We start from the raw sequence: 20,902 nt of genomic DNA, 5'->3' as shown, positions 1-20,902 counted from the left end.
CATCGACCAGGCCCGCAGGAGAATTTCTTGAGAACCCCATCGCAATACAGCATCGCAGCCGCCGCCATACTTGCACTCGGCGGCTGCGCCTATCCCGGGCTGGATGCATCCAGTCCCGCCGACCCTGCCGCGTCCCTGGCCAAAACCGCCGCAGCGGCGGCGGCCGCGCCCGACCATATCGCCAGCCAGCTACGATTCCAGATGGAACGGGACCAGCGGGTGATGACACTGGTCCAGCAGGGCCAGGCCGAACTGGAGATGAACGCGCCTGACAGGGCCGCAGCCTCTTTCGCGGAGGCCATCTCGATCGAGCCAGGCAACGCACGCGCCATCGAGGGCGCACGGCGTGCAGGCAGCGCCCGGGAGATTGCTGCGATCGTAGACCGCGCGCGTATGCTGGCGCTTTCCGATCCGGCCGGCGCCATCGAGCAACTAGATCGCGCCATTGCTCTCGATCCGCGCCACACCGGCGCCCGGGCGCTGCAGGCGGAAATCGAGGCGGCACAGGCCAGTAAAACCAGCCGGCCCGCGCGCACGCTGGCGGCGTCCCTGCGCCAGCCGATCTCGGTCCAGTTCCGCGAGCAGCCGCTCTCCAGCGTGCTGGCGACGATCTCCACGCTGTCGAAGCTCAACTTTGTCCTCGATCGCGACGTGCCGCAGGACCTGCGGGCCACTGTCTCGGCTCACGATACGTCGGTCGAGGCCATCGTCGACCTGATCCTGGCCACGAACAACCTCGACCGCAAGCTGCTCAACGACACCACACTGCTGATCTACCCGAAGGCGGCCGACAAGGTTCAGCAATACCGTGACCTGATAACGCGCACGTTCTACCTGAACAACGCCGATCCCAAGCAGGTCATGAGCATGCTCAAGCAGATCGTGAAATCCAAGGACATCTATATCGACGAGCGCCTTGGCATGCTGGTGATCCGCGACACGCCAGAGGCCGTGGCCGTGGCCGAGCGGCTGGTAGCCGCCCACGACCTGCCGCAGTCCGAAGTGATGTTCGACGTGCAGGTGCTGGAGGTCAACAACACCAACGCGCTGAACCTCGGCATACGGTATCCGTCCAGCGTGTCGGCTTCGATCATGGGTGCGGCCAAGGTACCCGGCGTGGTCACGTGGGACGAACTGCGCCACCTGAACGGCGACAAGATCGGCGTGAACCTGGGGGACCCGGTGGTCACGGCCAACCTCGCCCGCGAGACCGGACAGGGCCAGTTGCTGGCCAATCCACGTATCCGCGTGAAAAACCGCGAGAAAGCCAAGATCATGATCGGCGATCGCCTGCCGGTTGTGACAACGGTCAATGGCAACGGCGTCGTCACGGAATCCGTCAGCTACCAGGACGTCGGTCTGCAGCTCGATGTCACGCCCACCCTTTCGCAAGATGGCGAGATCGGCGTGAAGGTGGCGCTGGAAGTCTCGAACGTGGTGAACACCATCAAGACACGGACAGGCCTGATGGCCTATCAGATCGGCACCCGCAAGGCCGAAACCAACATGACGGCACGTGACGGCGAAACCCAGGTGCTCGCGGGCCTGCTCTCCCGCAACGAACACGAGGGTGGCCAGGCCATACCCGGCCTTGGCGACTTGCCGATACTCGACCGCATCTTCGGCAACCGGCAGTCGAAGAAGACATCAACGGAACTGGTGCTGCTGATCACGCCGCGTATCGTGCGCAACTTGCCGGTTCCCGCCGCACATGTCACGACGTTCAATAGCGGCCCGCAGGCCGGCATTACAACCGACCCGCTCGGACTGCCGCCTTCGATGCCCGCCACGGTGACCGCGTCGCCAAAGAAGCCGGTGGCACGCGCGCCCGCGCCGACGCCGACGCCGACGCCGACGCCGACGCCCATCGACGATGACGGCACTACCGCGATTACGGAGGTACGCTAGATGCCACGCGCGGATGCTGGCTTCACGCTGATCGAAGTGCTGGTCACGCTAACGCTGCTGGCCACGCTGGCGATGGTGGCATGGCCGCTCACCCGCGTGGCGGCCACGCAGGCGCGTGAAGCGGAACTGCGCCGCGCACTCTGGCAGGTCCGCGAAGCCATTGATGCGCACAAGACCGCCATGGACGGCGGCCATATCACGCGCATGGTCGGCGCCAGCGGCTACCCGGCAACGCTGTCCGAACTCGTCGACGGCGTGACCGATATTCGCAACCCGGCTGGCGCCAGGCTGTATTTCCTGCGCCGGATTCCGCGCGACCCGATGTGCGAATGCCCCGGCATCGCGGCCGCCGATACCTGGGGATTGCGCGCCTACGCCAGCCCGCCCGATGCCCCCGAGGCCGGCAACGACGTATTCGATGTCTATTCGAAATCGGCCGCGATCGGCACCAACGGCATTCCCTACAAGGACTGGTAACGATGACGACAAGAACAACGACAGCCCCAACCGCAACACGCCGTGCCGGGTTCACGCTGATAGAGCTGCTCGTGGTACTGGCCATCATGGCCGCGCTGATGACACTGGTGGTCCCCCGCTACGCCACGCAGACGGAACGCGCCGAGGAAGTGGTGCTGCGCCACAACCTGCTGGCCATGCGGGACGCGATCGACCGCTTCCATGCCGACCACGGCCAGTACCCACCATCGCTCGATGCACTCGTCCAGCGGTCCTATCTCAGGCAGATGCCGCTGGACCCGATTACACGCACTGCCGACAGCTGGGAAATCGTGCCGCCGCCGGTTGACCCGCATTCCCCGCCGATGACCGAAGGCAGCGCCGCCGCTGGCGTGTTCGATGTCCGGAGCGGCGCGCAAGGAGAGGCACGCGATGGCACGCCGTATCGCGAACTCTAGGGCGTCAAAATCGCGCGCGCGCGGATTCACGCTGGTCTGGTGCCTGGCCGCCGTGGCCATCATGGGCGTCTACCTGATGAAGGTTGGCGATGCCTGGCAGATGCACATCCAGCGCGAGCGCGAGTTCGAACTGCGGCAGGTCGGCAGCGAGATCCGCACGGCCATCCGCCGCTACGTCGAAAATGGCGATGGCAGCTATCCGCGCACGCTGCAGGACCTTGTGGAGGACACGCGCACCGGCCAGACACGCCGCTGGCTGCGCCGCGCCTGGCGCGATCCGATAACCGGGGCGGACTGGCAATACCTGCACGCGCCCGGCGAAGGTTTCATGGGGGTCCATAGCAGATCGAACAAGCAGCCGCTCAAGCAGTCGGGATTTCCTGACGAACTGGCCGACATGGCCGGCGCGGCCGCCTACGCCGACTGGCGCTTCGCCTATTGGCCCGCCTGGAACTCGCCGGACACCGCCGCGCCGCAGTAGAACGGCGATGGCGATGGCCCGGCGATGGACCTGATCAGGCCGCCGTCACTGGCGAAACAGCTTCGGCCGCGAGGCTCCGGCGCAGGTTGTCCAGCATGTCGTCGACCATTTCCTGCAGGCCGAACCGGGGCTTCCAGCCCCAGTCGCTACGGGCAGCGCTGTCGTCGATCGAGTCTGGCCAGCCCTGTGCGATAGCCTGCCGATAGTCAGGCGCGTAGCCGATTTCGAACGCCGGCACGCGCAGGCGGATTGCCGCGGCAATTTCCGCCGGCGTGAAGCTCATGCCGGCGAGGTTGTAGCTGCCGCGCTCCCGCACCTGCTCGCGCGGCGCTTCCATCAGTTCCAGCGTGGCCCGAATGGCATCGGGCATGTACATCATCGGCAGCCGCTCACCGGCTCCCAGAAAGCAGGTGTACGGCTCGCCGCGCACGGCGTAGTGGAAGATCTCCACGGCATAGTCGGTGGTGCCGCCGCCCGGGGGCGTCTTGTGGGAGATCAGCCCCGGATACCGGACACTGCGCACATCCACGCCATGATTCTCGAAATACCAGCGGCACCAGCCTTCGCCGGCCAGCTTGGAGATGCCGTACACGGTCGTAGGCTCCATGACGGTCTTCTGCGGCGTGTCGATGCGCGGCGTGGTCGGCCCGAACGCGGCAATCGAACTGGGCCAGAACACCCGTTCGATGCCATGGTGCCGCGCGGCCTCCAGCACGTTCAGCAGCCCGGTCATGTTCAGGTTCCACGCCCACTGCGGCGCCTTCTCGCCAGTGGCGGACAACGCTGCTGCCAGCAGATAGATCTGCGTGATGCCGTGCCGCTCGATCACCGTCGTCAGTTCCCCGCGATCCGTCACGTTGAGCATCTCGTGCGCGATGTGCACGTGACGGCCCGTCGGCACCACGTCGGACGTCACCACCTGCTGGCGCCCATGGCGTTCAGCCAGCGCCAGTGCCAGCTCCGACCCGAGTTGTCCGTTGGCGCCGATGATCAGGATCTTCGGCGCGGTATTGGTTGCAGCGCTCATTGAATCAGCCCCAGTTCACGTCCGGCCTGTGCAAAGGCATCGAGTGCCGCCTGCAGCGTCGGAGCGTCGTGCACGGCGCTCATCTGCACGCGAATCCGCGCCTGCCCCTTCGGCACCACGGGAAAGAAGAAACCCACCACGTAGACACCGAGTTCGAGCAGCCGCTCGGCCAGCTTCTGCGCGCGCTCGGCGTCGTAGACCATGATCGGCACGATCGGATGGTCGCCGGGCTTGATATCGAATCCCAGCCTTGCCACGCCTTCCCGGAAGAACTTCGTGTTCTGTTCGAGCCTGTCGCGCAGTTCGGTGCTGGCTTCCAGGATGTCCAGCACGGCAATGCTGCCACCAACGATGACCGGCGCAACGGTATTCGAGAACAGATAGGGCCGCGACCGCTGGCGCAGCAGGTCGATCACTTCCTTTCGCCCCGACGTGAAGCCGCCGGACGCCCCGCCGAGCGCCTTGCCCAGCGTGCCGGTGATGATGTCGATCTTGCCGAACACGCCGCGCGCCTCGTGGGTGCCGCGTCCACGCGCACCCATGAAGCCGGTGGCATGACATTCGTCGATGCCGACGAGCGCGCCATGTTCATCGCAGATCCTGCGGATCTCGTCAAGCCGGGCCACGGTGCCGTCCATCGAGAACACGCCATCGCTGAATACAAGCTTGAAGCGTGCGCCATCGGCATCGGCCTGCTTCAACTGGGCGCGTAGATCGTCGAGGTCATTGTGCTTGTAGCGGTAGCGGCGCGCCTTGGACAGGCGGATGCCGTCGATGATTGACGCATGGTTCAACTCGTCGCTGATGACCGCATCGTCCGGGCCTAGGATCGTCTCGAACAGCCCGCCGTTGGCATCGAACGCCGAGCCATACAGGATGGTGTCCTCGGTGCCGAGGAAGCGCGACAGCCGCCCTTCGAGCGTCTTGTGCAGGTCTTGCGTGCCGCAGATGAAGCGCACCGACGACAGGCCGTAGCCGTGGGTGCGCAGTGCTTCGTGCGCGGCCTCTATGACCTTGGGATGCGACGACAGCCCCAGGTAGTTGTTGGCACACAGGTTGATGACCTCACGGCCATCCGCCGTGCGGATTCTGGCGCCCTGCGGCGTGGCGATGATGCGCTCTCGCTTGTACAGGCCGGCGGCGCGGATCGAATCCAGTTCCGCGCGGATGGATGCATAAAAGGCCTCGGCACTCGACATGGCCAGACTCCCGGTGGTAGTGTCTCGGAATCGCTCGATCGATAAATCGAACATGTTCTATATAACGAACGTGTCGTGCAATATAACGAACATATGACAATGACGCAACCCTCTTCCGCCAAGCCGCCTGTTTCGGCCGAAGGACCGCCGGCAGTCGGCAGCGCGCTGCAGGCGTTGCGGCAGAGCCAGCAGCTTTCGCTGGATGACCTGTCACGCCGCGCCGGTGTCTCCAAGTCTATGCTTTCGCAGATCGAGCGGAACCTGGCCAACCCGACCGTGGCGGTGCTGTGGCGGCTGGCCAACGCGCTCGGCGTCAGCCTGACGGATTTCCTGGCGCAGGGTTCGGCAAGTCCGCAGGCCCCGGCCATCACCGTGGTCCAGCCACACGCCATCCCGGCGCTCAAGAGCCCGGATACCCGTTGCGAGCTGCGCATCCTCGGTCCGATCGACCTGGCGGGGCGCTTTGAATGGTATGAGCTGTCGATCCAGCCCGGCGGGGTGCTGGCGTCGGAACCGCACGAGGCGGGCACCCAGGAACATCTGTCAGTGCTGTCGGGGTCGATGACCGTGCGGTCCGGCGGGGACGAGAAGAAGCTCAAGCACGGCGAAACCGCTCGCTACGGCGCGGACGTTGCCCATGCCATCGCCAACCCGGGGAAAAGCGTGGCAACGGCATTGCTGGTGGTCGTGCATCCTGCGGGCTGAAGGCCCTGGGGCTGCAGCATCGCCCCCACGGATAGCCCTGCACTAGTCAAGGTCTTTTACCCGGCGGCACAATTTTCGGCCCACCGAATAGCACGTGGATGTGATCGCCGCGCTGTCGACCCGAGGGCACGCAATGGACGCGTTTTCCGGAACACATCATTCCAGCGGGCAACTGGCGCAACCATTACGCATGCATTAAGTTGTCTGACGAGGGCGCGGACGCGAATGCACATGAAGCGCGCCGCGCCGCTGCTGGCATGGGGAAATGGCGCTCATGGTTGTCAGATGAGGATCGGCAAGCGGGCTCACGCAAAACGCCGCATGAAGGCCGCATTAAGATCCGATGAAATCTTTTGACATGTATCCGTCGTGTATCGGCTGGAACCCGCACGGAGGGGTTCCGTCAAATCCCATGACTGTCGACTGCCGATCACGATGCAACGCAGCGTGAAACGTTCACGAAGATGGTTCACAATTCCGCCGGAGGACGTGCGATGTGAAGCGCCCCCAAGTCCCCAGCAACCACTCCCCTCTCGCCAAGGAGATGACTGTGCTGAGTCCACACGAACTGGCCACGCTGATGCTGATCGGCAATGGCCCCCACACCCGCGACGACACCGCCGCAACCCACACCCGGGAAATCGATCCCGTCGACCTTGACGCGCTGATTTCCAAACGGCTTGTCATCCTGGACGCTGCTCAGGATGACGAGCATGGACCGAGCCGTTCACCGCAGATCACCGCGCACGGCCGCTCGATGCTCAAGGCCGTTGGCCGTCTGGGATAGTTATCCCGCAGTAACGCTAGCCAGGAATCGGTGCCGGCATCATTGCGCTTCCGGCACGCGATATCCGTCTGTCAGCGTATTCAGGAACGCGATCACGTCGCGCATTTCCCCTTCGGTCATCAAGGGCTTGCCGCCAGGTTTGCCGCCGAACGGGGCTTCCATGTTGATATTGCCGCGATACTGCGCGGGGAGGTCGTCAAACTTCTGTACCTTGCCGTCCTTGCCGCGCGGATACCACTTCAGCGGCTTCACGTCGCGTTCGGCATAGAAATGCAGCACCTCGTCGAGCGAGTGGAAGATGCCGTTGTGGAAGAACGCCCGCCGCAGCGCCACGTTGCGCAGTGACGGCGTGCGGAACAGGCCGCAGTAGTCGGCGCGGTCCTTGAGGTCGGTGCGATCGGGGCCGCAGAGTCCCATGTCGTAGAAGTCCGGGTCGGCATTCCCGACCAGCTTGCGATTGCGTGGCACGCCCAGCGCGATAAAACCGAAATCGGAAAACGCCGGGAAGGCTCCCTCACGGACGCTGCCCGAATGGCATGCCGCACAGTTTCCCTTGTTTGGATCGTTGAAGACGCGCAGCCCACGCTCTTCCTGCGGGCTCAGTTTCGCCTGGCCGCGCAGAACGGCATCGTACTTGCTGGTGTACGGATAGAACTCCGAAGGCGTTTCCTGAAAGACTTCCAGCGCCATCAGGACGGCATTGAAGGCGGTCTCGTCATCGTCGAGCACATCCTGTCCAAGCACCTTGCGGAATGTCTCCGCATGCGGACCGTTGCGGATCTTCTCGACCACCACGCGCGGCTCGCCGTTGGCCATCTCGTGTGCGGACAGCAGCGGGATGCGCGCCTGGTCATGCGCGGAGTTGGCGCGGCCATCCCAGTTGTGACCGCCCGTGGGCCCCTGGTCCTCGGCGTCGTTGCCGTCGTTCTCGTGAAAGTGATCGGTGTAGGCCGGCACGTTCTGCACGTAGCGCAGAGACGGCGCGGCGCGTACGCCCGTGCGCGTCATGTCGGCCCCGCCGAGTTGCACCGACAGGTCATTCGGCGGCCCATAGGCGTGATCGGGGCTGTGGCAGCTAGAACATGACTGCTTGCCGGAAGCGGACAGCGCCGGGTCGAAGAACAGCGTCTTGCCGAGTGCCGACAGCGCGGGAATGTTCGGGCGGCGCTCCGCCATCATCGCGTAGAACGGCTTCGGCCCCGCTGCTTTCGGTGCGCTTGCGGCCACTGTCTGCGGCGCCGCAGGCGGCACGCCGGCTGCGACCTCCTGCTTGCTGCAACCGGTCGTCAGACTGATCAGTAGCGCGGCCAACAGACTACCCGCCACGCGAATCCACATGATTGGCGAAGGAAACGCGGCATTCCAGAGCAGCGGCGGCAGGGTCATGACGGAGCGATGACGACGGGATGAAGATTGAATGGCACCGCAAGGTTAAGCCACTTCTGTGACACGTCCATGTCGGTCATCAAAGTGACATTGTGCGCTGCCGGCACGGCGCCATCGGTCTCCGGCGACATCATCAACCTGACACACGCCCGCTGCACACTCCACGCGCACCCCGTAGTACCTCAGCTTTTCCCAAGCCTTGAAATCCCACACATAACAAAGAGGAAATCCATGAGCCGTCTCCATCGTCTGTGGCCATTGGCCGCAATCGCCGCCGCATCGCTCACCGCCTGCGGCGGCAGCGATTCCAACAGCTCCGCCAGCACCGGCAATACCGCTACCACGTCCGGCGTGGTCACGGGCAGCTACTTCGAGCATGCGAAGGTCTGCATCGACGCCAACGGCAACGCCCAGTGCGACAGTAACGAAACCTCGGTCTACACCGATGCCAGGGGCGCTTTCACGCTCACCGGCCAGGGCCCCGTGGTGGCGGAGATCGACACCGATGCCTTCCGAAACGACGACACGGGCGCCCACAACCCCGTGACACGCAAGATCGTGTTCCGCGCACCGGCCAGCGCCAATGGCGTGGTGAGCGCGATCTCGACCGAGCTGGCCGCACTGATGGACACCAACGGCGGCAAGCTTGACGATGCCCGCAACCAACTGGCCGCACGCCTGGGCGTCACCATCGACAAGCTGCTGGAAGACCACAACAAGGAAACCGACAGCAACGTCAAGGCTGTGCTGCAGGCCGAGATCGACCAGGCCATCGACCTGATCGCCACGGCCGTGGCGTCTGGCGGCGACATCGGTGCCGCGATCCGCGATGGCGTGACCAAACGCATTGCCCTGCAGAACATCAAGAACGTCGTGGTGATCTACGCGGAAAACCGCGGCTTCGACAACCTCTACGGCCTGTTCCCGGGCGCCAACGGCATCCCCGGCGTGAACCCGACCGCCGTAGGCACGGCAGAACCGCAGAAGGACTTCGACGGCACGACGCTGTCCACGCTGCCGCCTACCTGGGGTGGATTCACGGCCAACGGCCAGACCGTCACGCTTGCCCAGGCCAGCACCGTGGGCTGGGCCAACAAGCCATACCGCATCGACGATCCGGCAGGCGTGAATGGCACGGGCGTGGTGGTGGGCCAGAACGTGATCACGCGCGACCTGGTACACCGCTTCTATAACAACCAGATGCAGATCAACGGCGGCAAGAACGACAAGTTCACGGCCTTCTCCGACGCCGGCGGCCTGGTCATGGGCTATTACGATGGCAGCAGCATGGCCATGTGGAAGCTTGCCCAGCAATACACGCTGGCCGACAACTTCTTCATGGGTGCCTTTGGCGGTTCGTTCCTGAACCACCAGTACCTGGTCTGCGCCTGCGCGCCGATCTATCCGAACGCCACGACTTCCGTGGCTTCGGGCTCGATCTCGGTCATCGATACGGATGCCAGCGGCAACTTCAAGAGCCTGTCGCTCAAGCCGACGAGCCCGGCGAGCATCCTGACCGGTACGGCCCAGTACGTGAACGACAGCACGCTGACCGCCAAGGACAGCTCGGGCATCTACTACGCCGTCAACACGATGCAGCCGCCGTACCAGCCCAGCGGCAACGCTCCGGCGTCGACCGATACGACGAAGCTGCTGGCTGATCCGTCCAAGGCCACTACGCTGCCGGCCCAGACCCAGGACACCATCGGCACGCTGCTGGACCGCCGTGGCATCAGCTGGGCCTGGTACTCGGGCGCGTGGAACGCCGTGGGCGCCAACAGCTCGCTGATCTACAACAACACCACGCCCAACTTCCAGGCGCACCACCAGCCGTTCAACTACTACGCCGCGCTCAGCCCGATCGACCATCCCGACTACCGCGCAGCCCACCTGCGGGATTTCGATTCGGCCTTCCTGGCTGACGCCGCCGCGGGCAAGCTGCCGGCCGTGTCGTTCTACAAGCCGCAGGGCAACCTGAACCAGCACCCCGGCTATGCCAGCGTGACGGACGGCGATGCCCATATCGCCAGCGTGATCGCCCAACTGCAAAAGAGCCCGCAGTGGAACAACATGCTGATCGTGGTGACGTATGACGAAAACGGCGGCTTCTATGACCACGCGCCGGTGCCGAAGGGCGACCGCTGGGGCCCGGGCACCCGTATCCCGGCCATCGTGATCTCCCCGTTCGCCAAGCGTGGCTTCGTGGACCACACGCAGTACGACACCGCCTCGGTGCTGCGCTTCATCACGCATCGCTTCGCCCTGCCGACGCTGCCGGGCCTGAAGCTGCGTGACGATTCGCTGATCGCCAACGGCAAGCCGGCCATGGGTGACCTGAGCAATGCACTGACGTTCCCGGCGCAGTAAGCAGTTCGCCTTCGTGTTGAAAGGGCGGCTCCGCAAGGGGCCGCCCTTTTTCCATGTGCGTCTCACATGCACGCTGTTTTCTCCCCTCTCCCGCATTGCGGGAGAGGGGCCGGGGGAGAGGGCCGGCGCGCGGCGCACTATAGTTGTTCGAAACGCGAGAAGCTGCAAAGGAGCGCCCCATCCCCGGCCGGCAATCAGACATCCCCGCCCGCCTCGACCGCCTGCCCTGGTCCGCCTGGCACTGGCGCGTCGCCATCGCGCTGGGCATCGCCTGGGTGCTCGACGGCCTGGAAGTCACGCTGGTCGGGTCGGTTGGCGCTGTGCTCGAGCGGCCCGATACGCTTGCGCTCAACGCCACGCAGGTCGGCTGGTCCGGCTCGCTGTATGTTCTCGGTGCCGTGCTCGGCGCACTTGCCTTCGGTCGCCTGGCCGACCGCCTCGGTCGCAAGAAGCTGTTCCTGGCCACGCTGGGGGTCTACATGGCGGCCACGCTGGCCACGGCGTTTTCTCCTGACTTCGCCTTCTTTGCGGCCTGCCGCTTCCTGACCGGGCTGGGCATCGGCGGCGAGTATGCGGCCATCAACTCGGCGATCGACGAACTGATTCCGGCGCGCGTGCGCGGACGTGTCAACCTGGCGATCAACGGCAGCTTCTGGCTTGGCGCGGCTTTGGGCGCCGGCCTGAGCCTGTTGCTGCTCGATCCGCGCGTGCTTGGCGCGGTGTGGGGCTGGCGCGCGTGCTTTGCGCTGGGGGCGGTGCTGGCGGTAGCGATCATCCTGGTCCGGCGCCATGTGCCGGAAAGCCCGCGCTGGCTGGCCACCCACGGCAGGCATGACGAAGCCCATCGGGTCACTGCCGGCATCGAGGCCGAAGTCAGCCGCCTGCACGGTGCCCTGCCCCCGGTCGACGCAACAGCGATCGTTGCCTATGGCGGCAAACCCGTGCCGCCCCTGCATGAAATCGTCCGATTGCTCGTGCAACGATACCGGATGCGCAGCGCCGTCACCCTTGCCCTGATGGTGGCGCAGGCGTTCTTCTATAACGCGATCTTCTTTACCTATGCCCTGGTGCTGACCCGCTTCCTTGGGGTGCCCGAGGAACGCGTCGCTCTGTATATCTTCCCGTTCGCCATCGGCAACGCATTGGGGCCACTGGTGCTTGGCCCGCTGTTCGACCAGATCGGCCGCCGCAAGATGATTGCACTGACCTACGTGCTCTCCGGCATCGGGCTGGCGGCCACCGGATGGGCCTTCATGGCGGGCTGGCTCGACGCCAGATCCCAGGCACTGTGCTGGTCGGCGGTGTTCTTCCTGGCCTCCGCCGCAGCCAGTTCGGCGTACCTGACAGCCAGTGAAGTCTTCCCGCTCGAAATGCGGGCGCTGGCGATATCGGTGTTCTATGCGGTGGGAACCGGCATCGGCGGGTTCATCGCACCGGCATTGTTTGGCACGCTGATTGAAACGGGCAGCCGTGGCGCGGTGGCGGTGGGCTATGGCATCGGCGCAGCGCTGGTAATCGTGGCGGGCGCGCTGGCCCTGCGGTATGGCGTGGATGCTGAACGGCGAGCATTGGAGGAGGTGGCACCTCCTTTGGGCACTGATGAAGGCTGACGCCTGCGAACGCGATTTGCGCCGCGCATTTTGAGAACCGTCCCATAGCCTCAAGCGTTGACTCGGCCCAGACTTGAGGCACACAAACTCAGGAAGGGGCAATCATGACCATGACGAGCATGGCGACGAATACCAATCAGGTAGTCGCCAAGACTACAGCGAAGGCTGCAGAGCACCAATCCAGCCGTCTCCACTTGCCTCCGCACGTGCCTGGCAAACGGCGCTCCATCAAGGACATGCACGGATGCCTTGCAGGTCGCGTCCCGCCGCCGACAAAGGAAGAAATCAAGCGGGCCGTCGAGGCAGAGGAGGCATTCAACAGCCGCAAGCCGGGCGTCCTCAACTTGCCCCCGCGCATACCTGGCAAGACGTGTTCCATCAAGGACATGTACGGATGTCTTGCCGACAACGATATTCCGCCCATGACCGTGGAAGACATGAAGCAGGCCGTGGCTGAAGCCGTAGTCCAAAAATACCTGAGGACCTTCGCATGATTGGGCTCGATGCAAGCATTCTGGTTCGCTACTTTGCCAAGGACGACCCAATTCAAACCCCTAAGGCGAAAGCGCTGATCGACTCCCTTTCCGATGATAGGCCCGGCTACGTCCCTGTCGCCGCGCTCGTGGAGTTGACATGGGTAATGGACGCTCGGCACAAATCCGAGCGAACCGAGATCCAGAAGGTCGTTCAACACCTGCTGGATAGCGACGAGCTCAACGTGGAATCCAGCGCAATGGTAGCGTCGGCGCTGCATCTCTTCGTCACGTCGAATGTCGGCTTTGCCGACTGCCTGATCCTGCGAGCCTGCCAGGATGTTGGCTGCCGGCATACAGCCACCTTCGATCGGAAGGCCTCGCGAGCAATTGGCATGAGCCTGGTCGCGTGAGATGGATGTCAGTTCAGCCCTTCCAGCACCATCAATTTTGAGAACCGTCCCATTTCGCGGTGGTCCCGCACGGTTCAAACTGAGGATCACCATGCAATCGGGCATGGCACTTCTTGGAGCCACACAATGTCGACCCCTTGCCAGAAAGTCCCAGAAACAGAAACACCTGCTCCGGTCATTGAGCGCGACGAAAGCCTGCTCGATAACGTCAAGGACATCTTTGACATGGCCGGCTGGTTCATCAATCCGACCAACGTTCCACTGACCATTGAACGGATGAACGAAGTCATTGCAGAAGCAGGAGCTTCATGCCGCTGACAGCAAAGTGACACGATATCGATCGGTTGGACTTGGGCGCACCCCTCAGCTCAACCCATCCAGCACCATATGCTGCCCGTGAATCGCCTCGGCCGCGTCGGACGCCAGGAAGGCCACCGCCCGTGCGGCTGCGCCTGTGGATACCCAGCGTGTATGGTCAGCCGTAGGCATGCCCTGGCGGTTGGCCGGGGTATCCAGGATGCTCGGCGCGATGCTGTTGACGTTGATGCCGGAACTGCGCACCTCGTGCGACAGGCTTTCCACCAGCCGCTGCAACGCGCTCTTCGATGCCGCGTAGGCGGCCATGGTCGCCGCGCCGCTCGATGCACCGCGCGCCGAAACCGCGACAACCTTGCCGTGTCGCTGGAAGATCATGGCGGGGATGAAATGGCCGGTAACCGCAACGAAGGACCACGCGTTCAGATCCATCATGCGCATCCAGGATTCCCGGCTCATGGCATGGGTAGCCTCGCCCATTTCAAAGCCGCCCGCCACATGCACCAGCACGTCAACGGTGCCAAAGGCATCGAGGATGGCGGCCGCGACGGGCGCCATCGCGGTATCTGACGTGACATCGGCTGCGTGCAGCAGCGTGCCGCCGTGGTCAGGCTCGGGATGGGCGAAAACGCTTTGCAAGTGTTGAAGGTCGCGGTCGATCAGCGCCAGCCGGGCGCCCTCGGCTGCAAAGCGGCTGGCCACAGCGCGCCCCAGTGCGCCGGCGGCTCCGGTAATGACGACATGACGACGGGCTGCGTTCGATTCCATGGACGGCTCCGGGGGGTGTGTCCGTAAACGATAGAACTCCATCAGTCACAGCGCAAAAATGTTGCACCGCGGGCAACTGTACAGTGCCCCTGGCACCCATCTGTGTATGGCAGCCAGCGCCCCGCTCAGGCATGATGCCGCACCGCCCCGCATTGAGGACGTTCTGGCGGACGTTTTAGCGGACGTTTCAGCGGACATTTTGGCGGACGTTTTAGCGGATTTTTTCCAGGACAAGAATTGCCACTCTCGCGCATCAAACAAAGTGACAGCCTGTTGGCCGTGCTGGCGCTGATCGGCTCGATGGCGTCGCTCTGCATCGGCACATCGTTTGCCAAGAGCCTGTTTGCCGCGATGGGTGCGCAAGGCACCACGGCGCTGCGGGTCACCTTTGCCGCGCTGATCCTGATCTGCGTCTGGCGCCCATGGCGCTTCCCGCTTTCGGGTGCGCATGCGCGCGCCATTGCGCTCTACGGCGCGGCACTCGGCTGCACGAATCTGCTGTTCTACATGTCGCTGCGAACGATCCCGCTTGGGTTGGCCATTGCGATCGAATTCACGGGCCCGCTTACGGTTGCCGTGTTGTCATCGCGGCGCGCCATCGACTTCCTGTGGATCGGCTGTGCGGTTACCGGGCTGATATTGCTGCTTCCGCTTGGTGAAGCCGCCACGCACCTGGACCCGGTCGGCATCGGCTTCGCGCTCGCCGCCGGGGTTGGCTGGGCACTCTATATAGTGTTCGGCCAGATGGCCGGCAGCGCCCATGGCGGCCAGGCCACCTCGCTGGGCATGACAATGGCCGCGCTGGTTACGCTGCCGTTTGGCCTGGCCCATGCCGGGACGGCAATGTTCAACCCCGCTTTGCTGTTATCCGGGCTGGCGGTCGGCGTGCTGTCCAGCGCGATCCCGTATTCCCTTGAAATGGTGGCGCTCAAGCGCCTGCCGCGCCGGACGTTCGGCATTCTGCTCAGCCTGGAGCCAGCCATGGGTGCGCTGGCAGGCCTGGCCTTCCTGAACGAGCAATTGACGACGATTCAGTGGGCCGCTATTGCTGCAATCATCACGGCGTCGATCGGCTGTACCGCCACCTCGCGTAGCAAGCGCTAGAGGTTTTTCAGACTGCCGCAAACCAGTCACGCGGTAGCCGATGCTCCCGCGCGGGTGTGCGGCTTTCCGCCAGCATGAGGCTAACCTCGTGGAGGTAGCTGTCCTCGGGATTGCGGCGCGCGGCGAATCCGCTGTCCCGCATGATCGCCAGCATGCGGCGGTTCTCGCTTAGTACGTCGCCCCGCATACCGCGCAAGCGGCTTGCGCGGGCCAGTTGCTGAAGCCGCTGGATCAGCCGCCGGCCCAGGCCCTGCCCCTGCCAGTCGTCGGCTACCACCACGGCCAGTTCGGCGATGTCCTGGTCATTCACCACGTACTCGGCATTGGCGACGATCGTCTCGGCACCCGTGTCGGCATCGCGAGAGATCACCACAAGCGCCACATCGCGTCCCATCCCGTGGCTCACAAACCCCCTGATGACCTCGTCGGCCACGCTTCCGCCGGTCAGGAACCGGAAGTAGCGGCTTTCACGCGACAGGCCGTCTATAAACGCCCGCATCCCCTGCTGGTCTGCGGCGCGCGCGACGCGTACCGTCAAACGAACACCACTACGCGTCGCCCAGCTTTCTTCACTGATAGGTGCTTCCACCTTGTTGTCTTCCGCATGGCTCATGGCCCGCTCCTGACTACGTTTTACATAGCCAGGACTATAGTTCAAACCCTGACTTTTGCAAATGAAGTTAGAGTGCTATGCTTAAACCATGACTACGCCACCTCCCGTCGACCTCGCCAACTGCTCGATCGCAGCCACGCTCTCGCTAATCGGAGAGAAGTGGACGATCCTTATCCTACGCGACGTTTTCTCCGGGGTTCGCCGCTTTGACGACTTTCTTCAGCGACTTCAATGCTCGCCGGCGGTACTGTCGACGCGGCTCAAGACGCTGACTGAGGCGGGACTGCTGCGCAAGGTCAGCTACAAGGAACCAGGCGAGCGGGAACGCTTTGCCTACCATCCGACGCGCGCCGCCGTTGATCTGCTGCCCGTCCTGATCGGACTGATGCAATGGGGCGATGCACATCTGGCCGCCGACGGAAACGGCCCGGCGGAAGTCCGTTCGAAGATTTCGGGGCTCAAGGTCCGTGCGGCGTTGATCGACGAAGCGGATGCTCCTGTTTCGCCTGCGGACATGCAGATGATGGCTACCCCAACCGCCCCCGAAAGCTCCACCTGAGCCCCACCTGAGCATCACCTGAGCGCCCGCCCACGCACCGCCCTCACACATTGCACCGCACCATTGCCGTGCGAACGCCCAAAACTGGCGCTGCACGATGATGCATCAATGTGCATTTTTATCCACTCCATAGCCTGACCTAGGGCCGATAAGGATCCCACCCGGCATCTGCAAGGGCTGGCACGACGCTTGCAACACTAAGCGCGGGCCGGTCAACGGCGATCCGCCCACCCCACACAGCCGACGGCTCCCCTCATGAGAGCCGTCGTCAGGACAACGGCGTCCCAGAACTGGCCTACCCGCCAGACTCTCGGGACGCCTTTTGTTTTTGGAGCAAAAGGATGAACGGCAAAGCCACCCGGATCGACCTGCTAAGTCTCAAGACTCCGCAGATGCGCGCCTTCCACCTGACCTGGATGGCGTTCTTCGTCTGCTTCTTCGCCTGGTTCGCCTGCGCGCCGCTGATGCCGGTGCTCAAGGGCGAATTCGGCCTGACGCCGGGCCAGATCGCCAATATCAATATCGCCGCCGTCGCCGTGACGATCCTGGTACGACTGGTGGTCGGCCCGCTGTGCGACCGCTTCGGCCCGCGCAAGACCTACACCGGCCTGCTGGCCATCGGCGCGCTGCCCGTGCTCGGCGTGGCCTTTGCCCAGAGCTATGAAACGTTCCTGTTCTTCCGTCTGCTGATCGGCGCTGTCGGCGCCAGCTTCGTCATCACGCAGTACCACACGTCGGTAATGTTCGCGCCGAACGTGGTGGGCACCGCCAACGCGGCGTCCGCCGGCTGGGGCAATGCCGGCGGCGGTGCCGCGCAGGGCTTGATGCCGCTGCTGCTGGCCGCGATCCTGTTCCTCGGCGTCGATCACACGATGGGCTGGCGCCTGGCGCTGCTGGTGCCGGGTGTGCTGATGCTGATCATGGCCGTCGTCTACTGGCGCTTCACCCAGGACTGCCCGGAAGGCAATTTCTCCGACCTGCGCGCCCGCGGTATCGCGGTCAGCGGCGGCAAGGGCGGTGGCGGCTGGTCCAGCTTCCGCGCCGCCAGCGCCAACTATCGCGTCTGGATGCTGTTCATTACGTACGGCGCGTGCTTCGGCGTAGAGATTTTCATCCACAACGTGGCCGCCACGTTCTATGTCGATCGATTCGGCCTGTCGCTGTCGGCCGCGGGCATGGCCGCCGCAAGCTTCGGTCTGCTGGCCCTGTTTGCCCGTGCGCTCGGCGGCTACGTATCAGACAAGTTCGCAAAGCGCCGCGGCCTCGATGCACGCTCGCTGGTGCTGTTCGTCTTCATCCTCGGCGAAGGCCTGGGCCTGCTCGGCTTTGCCCATGCATCAACAGCCACCAACGCCGTCGTCGCCATGCTGATCTTCGGCCTTTTCACCCACATGGCCTGCGGCGCGACGTATGCACTGGTGCCGTTTATCGACCGCAAGGCGCTCGGTGGTGTGGCCGGCATCATCGGCGCCGGCGGCAACGTGGGTGCGGTTGCTGCGGGCTTCCTGATGAAGGGCCTCGGCGATCTGCAGCAAACGCTGACGTGGCTCGGCGTGGCCGCCACGCTGGCCGCGATGTGCGCGATTGCTGTGCGCTTCAGCGCCGAACACAAGGCCCGGGAACAGGCGCTCTACGACAGCGCACTGGCCAACTGAAATCCACAAGACATCCCCTTCGGACAAGGAAAGCATCATGAAGATCATCATCGTCGGGCATGGCATGGTCGGCCACAAGTTCCTGGAATGCCTCGCGGATGCCGGCGCGCAGGACCTCGAAGTGACGGTGCTCTGCGAGGAACCGCGCCCCGCATACGATCGCGTCCACCTGTCCGAGTTCTTCGCCGGCAAGTCCGCCGAGGACCTGTCGCTGGTGCCGGAGGGTTTCTTCGCGCAAAACAACAACATGCTGCTGCGCCTGAACGCCAAGGCCACGGCAATCGACACGGCCGCAAAAACCGTCACCACGTCCACCGGCGAGACGCTTGGCTACGACAAGCTCGTGCTGGCGACCGGCTCGTACCCGTTCGTGCCGCAGCTGCCGGGCAAGGATCGCAAGGACACCTTCGTCTACCGCACCATCGAGGATCTGGAGGCGATGCTCGAATGCGGCCAGCGCGCGAAGTCCGGTGTGGTCATCGGTGGCGGGCTGCTTGGTCTCGAATGCGCGAAGGCACTGCGCGACATGGGGCTGGACACCCACGTGGTGGAATTCGCGCCGCGCCTGATGGCGGTACAGGTCGATGACGGCGGCGGCCGCATGCTGCGCCGGAAGATCGAAGAACTCGGCGTCACGGCGCACACCGGCAAGAACACGCTTGAAATCGTCGATGGTGCCGAAGGGACCCATCGCATGAACTTTGCCGACGGCACCCATCTGGACACGGACATGATCGTGTTCTCTGCCGGCATCCGCCCGCGCGACGAACTGGCCCGCGCAAGCGGCCTGACAATCGGCGCACGCGGCGGCATCGTAATTGACAACAACTGCCTGACGTCAGACCCGCACGTCTACGCAATTGGCGAATGCGCACTGTGGGACGGCAAGATCTACGGCCTGGTGGCCCCGGGCTACGACATGGCCCGCGTGGCAGCCCGTCACCTTCGTGGCGAGGCGGCTGAGTTCGCTGGCGCCGACATGAGCACCAAGCTCAAGCTGATGGGCGTGGATGTGGCCAGCATCGGCGACCCGCATGGCAACGAGCCGGGCAGCCGCTCTTACCAGTTCACCGACGAGCGCAAGCAGATCTACAAGAAGCTGGTGGTTTCCGAGTCCGGCAAGTACCTGCTCGGCGGCGTGCTGGTTGGCGATGCCGCCGAGTACGGCACGCTGCTGCAGATGATGCTCAACCGGATCGAGCTGCCCGAGTCGCCCGAATTCCTGATCCTGCCGACGTCCGATGGCAAGGCCAGGCCCGCGCTCGGCGCCGATGCGCTGCCTGACGGCGCCCAGATCTGCTCGTGCAACAACGTCAGCAAAGGCGAAATCTGCGCGGCCGTGTGCGACGGCGCCACCAGCATCGGTGCACTGAAATCGTGCACGAAGGCCGGTACCGCGTGTGGCGGCTGCGTGCCGCTGGTCACGCAGATCATGAAGGCCGAGATGACAAAGCAAGGCATGGCCGTGAACAACCATGTCTGCGAGCACTTCCCGTACTCGCGCCAGGAGCTTTACCACCTCGTGCGCGTTGGCAAGTTCAAGACGTTCGAGGACCTGCTGGCCGCGCACGGCTCCGGCCTGGGCTGCGACATCTGCAAGCCCACGGTCGGCAGCATCCTGGCTTCGTGCTGGAACGAGTTCGTGCTCAAGGAAGAGCACGCGAGCCTGCAGGATTCGAACGACTACTTCCTGGCCAATATCCAGAAGGACGGCACCTACTCGGTGGTGCCGCGCATGCCGGGCGGCGAAGTCACGCCTGACGGCCTGATCGCCGTGGGCCAGATTGCCAAGAAATATGGCCTGTACACGAAGATCACCGGCGGTGCACGGGTCGACATGTTCGGCGCACGGCTGGAGGAACTGCCGCTGATCTGGGAAGAACTGGTTGCGGCCGGATTCGAGTCGGGCCATGCGTATGGCAAGTCGCTGCGCACGGTGAAATCGTGCGTCGGCTCGACGTGGTGCCGTTATGGCGTGGATGACTCGGTTGGGCTGGCCATCGACATCGAGAACCGCTACAAGGGCCTGCGTGCACCACACAAGATCAAGTTTGGCGTTTCGGGGTGCACGCGCGAATGCGCTGAGGCACAGGGCAAGGACGTGGGCATCATCGCCACCGAGCGTGGCTGGAACCTCTACGTGTGCGGCAACGGCGGCATGAAGCCGCGCCACGCGGAACTGCTGGCAGGTGACCTCGACCGCGAAACGCTGATCCGCTACATCGACCGCTTCCTGATGTTCTACGTGCGCACTGCGGACCGCCTGCAACGCACCAGCACGTGGCGCGACAACCTCGAAGGCGGCCTGGACTACCTGAAGTCCGTGGTCATCGACGACAAGCTTGGCATCGGCGCCGAACTCGAATCCGAGATGCAGCACGTGGTGGATACGTATGAAGACGAATGGAAGAAGGCCATCACCGACCCGGAAACGCGCAAGCGCTTCCGCCACTTCGTCAACAGCGACCTGCGCGATGACAACCTCGTCTTCCTGGAAGAGCGCGGCCAGGTTCGCCCCGCCACACAGGAGGAACGAAACTTGCAACGCTCCAGCCTGAGCCACATCCCAGTGGTTGCCGTGCCCGCAAAAGTAGCGTGAAGCCAACCGATTTCAAGGA

20 protein-coding genes are annotated in these 20,902 nt (G+C 64.0%); 15 read left to right on the top strand and 5 right to left on the bottom strand.

The window, feature by feature from the left end; translation table 11 throughout:
* The first annotated feature begins 27 nt into the window (after nucleotides 1-27).
* From B552_RS27555 to B552_RS0116160, 4 genes are read left to right on the top strand one after another with little or no spacing between them, the layout of a single operon-like run.
* Entirely contained in the window at nucleotides 28-1,908 is a 1,881-nt protein-coding gene (locus B552_RS27555) for a secretin N-terminal domain-containing protein (protein ID WP_019450085.1), read from the top strand.
* Nucleotides 1,909-2,385 carry a type II secretion system protein gene (locus B552_RS0116170; RefSeq protein ID WP_019450084.1) on the top strand — a complete coding sequence of 159 codons (477 nt, stop codon included), beginning with the start codon at nucleotides 1,909-1,911 and terminating at the stop codon, nucleotides 2,383-2,385.
* Between the two features lie 2 nt (nucleotides 2,386-2,387).
* A complete protein-coding gene (locus tag B552_RS0116165) occupies nucleotides 2,388-2,822 on the top strand; it encodes a prepilin-type N-terminal cleavage/methylation domain-containing protein (protein ID WP_035879922.1) in 435 nt (144 codons plus the stop codon).
* Nucleotides 2,797-3,303 (top strand): type II secretion system protein, encoded by a 507-nt coding sequence (locus B552_RS0116160; protein ID WP_019450082.1) that lies wholly within the window; start codon nucleotides 2,797-2,799, stop codon nucleotides 3,301-3,303. The genes B552_RS0116165 and B552_RS0116160 overlap by 26 nt, the downstream gene beginning before the upstream one ends.
* A 34-nt stretch (nucleotides 3,304-3,337) precedes the next feature.
* On the opposite strand, the gene B552_RS0116155 is transcribed toward B552_RS0116160, so the two are convergent.
* Nucleotides 3,338-4,330 carry an NAD-dependent epimerase/dehydratase family protein gene (locus tag B552_RS0116155; RefSeq protein WP_019450081.1) on the bottom strand — a complete coding sequence of 331 codons (993 nt, stop codon included), beginning with the start codon at nucleotides 4,328-4,330 and terminating at the stop codon, nucleotides 3,338-3,340.
* Nucleotides 4,327-5,529, bottom strand: coding sequence for a glycine C-acetyltransferase (gene kbl, locus B552_RS0116150; RefSeq protein WP_019450080.1), 1,203 nt, complete (start codon nucleotides 5,527-5,529; stop codon nucleotides 4,327-4,329). The genes B552_RS0116155 and kbl overlap by 4 nt, the downstream gene beginning before the upstream one ends.
* A 99-nt stretch (nucleotides 5,530-5,628) precedes the next feature.
* On the opposite strand from kbl, the gene B552_RS0116145 reads away from it, so the two are divergent.
* A complete protein-coding gene (locus B552_RS0116145) occupies nucleotides 5,629-6,234 on the top strand; it encodes a helix-turn-helix domain-containing protein (RefSeq protein WP_019450079.1) in 606 nt (201 codons plus the stop codon).
* Between the two features lie 544 nt (nucleotides 6,235-6,778).
* Nucleotides 6,779-7,021: a hypothetical protein gene (locus B552_RS0116140; RefSeq protein ID WP_237718229.1), complete on the top strand. Its 243-nt coding sequence runs from the start codon at nucleotides 6,779-6,781 to the stop codon at nucleotides 7,019-7,021.
* A gap of 39 nt (nucleotides 7,022-7,060) precedes the next feature.
* Here the strand turns inward: B552_RS0116140 and B552_RS0116135 are convergent, their stop codons facing one another.
* On the bottom strand, nucleotides 7,061-8,407 hold the full coding sequence (locus B552_RS0116135) for a cytochrome-c peroxidase (RefSeq protein ID WP_019450077.1): 1,347 nt from the start codon (nucleotides 8,405-8,407) through the stop codon (nucleotides 7,061-7,063).
* Between the two features lie 231 nt (nucleotides 8,408-8,638).
* Here B552_RS0116135 and acpA point away from each other — a divergent pair, with 231 nt between their 5' ends.
* From acpA to B552_RS0116105, 5 genes are all read left to right on the top strand, one after another.
* Entirely contained in the window at nucleotides 8,639-10,774 is a 2,136-nt protein-coding gene (gene acpA / locus B552_RS0116125; RefSeq protein WP_026035722.1) for an acid phosphatase, read from the top strand.
* A 179-nt stretch (nucleotides 10,775-10,953) separates the two neighbouring features.
* On the top strand, nucleotides 10,954-12,384 hold the full coding sequence (locus B552_RS0116120; RefSeq protein WP_026035721.1) for an MFS transporter: 1,431 nt from the start codon (nucleotides 10,954-10,956) through the stop codon (nucleotides 12,382-12,384).
* Nucleotides 12,385-12,488: 104 nt separating this feature from the next.
* Nucleotides 12,489-12,878 carry a hypothetical protein gene (locus B552_RS0116115; RefSeq protein ID WP_019450073.1) on the top strand — a complete coding sequence of 130 codons (390 nt, stop codon included), beginning with the start codon at nucleotides 12,489-12,491 and terminating at the stop codon, nucleotides 12,876-12,878.
* Nucleotides 12,875-13,270, top strand: coding sequence for a type II toxin-antitoxin system VapC family toxin (locus B552_RS0116110; protein WP_019450072.1), 396 nt, complete (start codon nucleotides 12,875-12,877; stop codon nucleotides 13,268-13,270). The genes B552_RS0116115 and B552_RS0116110 overlap by 4 nt, the downstream gene beginning before the upstream one ends.
* Nucleotides 13,271-13,396: 126 nt before the next feature.
* The gene (locus tag B552_RS0116105) at nucleotides 13,397-13,588 is read left to right on the top strand and encodes a hypothetical protein (RefSeq protein ID WP_019450071.1); all 192 of its coding nucleotides are present in this window, start codon (nucleotides 13,397-13,399) and stop codon (nucleotides 13,586-13,588) included.
* 45 nt (nucleotides 13,589-13,633) lie between these two features.
* Here the strand turns inward: B552_RS0116105 and B552_RS0116100 are convergent, their stop codons facing one another.
* Nucleotides 13,634-14,353: an SDR family NAD(P)-dependent oxidoreductase gene (locus tag B552_RS0116100; protein ID WP_019450070.1), complete on the bottom strand. Its 720-nt coding sequence runs from the start codon at nucleotides 14,351-14,353 to the stop codon at nucleotides 13,634-13,636.
* 237 nt (nucleotides 14,354-14,590) lie between these two features.
* Between B552_RS0116100 and B552_RS0116095 the strand changes: the two genes are divergently transcribed.
* Nucleotides 14,591-15,457 (top strand): DMT family transporter, encoded by an 867-nt coding sequence (locus B552_RS0116095; protein ID WP_051003574.1) that lies wholly within the window; start codon nucleotides 14,591-14,593, stop codon nucleotides 15,455-15,457.
* 7 nt (nucleotides 15,458-15,464) lie between these two features.
* On the opposite strand, the gene B552_RS0116090 is transcribed toward B552_RS0116095, so the two are convergent.
* Complete coding sequence (locus B552_RS0116090; RefSeq protein ID WP_019450068.1) at nucleotides 15,465-16,070, bottom strand: GNAT family N-acetyltransferase; 606 nt, start codon at nucleotides 16,068-16,070, stop codon at nucleotides 15,465-15,467.
* A gap of 88 nt (nucleotides 16,071-16,158) precedes the next feature.
* Between B552_RS0116090 and B552_RS0116085 the strand changes: the two genes are divergently transcribed.
* The 3 genes from B552_RS0116085 (at nucleotide 16,159) to nirB (ending at nucleotide 20,883) form a co-directional block, all read left to right on the top strand.
* The gene (locus tag B552_RS0116085; RefSeq protein WP_019450067.1) at nucleotides 16,159-16,629 is read left to right on the top strand and encodes a helix-turn-helix domain-containing protein; all 471 of its coding nucleotides are present in this window, start codon (nucleotides 16,159-16,161) and stop codon (nucleotides 16,627-16,629) included.
* A gap of 341 nt (nucleotides 16,630-16,970) precedes the next feature.
* Complete coding sequence (locus tag B552_RS0116080; protein ID WP_019450066.1) at nucleotides 16,971-18,284, top strand: MFS transporter; 1,314 nt, start codon at nucleotides 16,971-16,973, stop codon at nucleotides 18,282-18,284.
* Between the two features lie 37 nt (nucleotides 18,285-18,321).
* On the top strand, nucleotides 18,322-20,883 hold the full coding sequence (gene nirB, locus B552_RS0116075) for a nitrite reductase large subunit NirB (protein ID WP_019450065.1): 2,562 nt from the start codon (nucleotides 18,322-18,324) through the stop codon (nucleotides 20,881-20,883).
* The last annotated feature ends 19 nt before the right edge of the window (nucleotides 20,884-20,902 follow it).

The organism is Cupriavidus sp. BIS7 (assembly GCF_000292345.1).
Taxonomy (GTDB): domain Bacteria; phylum Pseudomonadota; class Gammaproteobacteria; order Burkholderiales; family Burkholderiaceae; genus Cupriavidus.
Note: the sequence above shows the minus strand (reverse complement) of the source record. Positions and strands in the feature narration are given on the sequence as shown.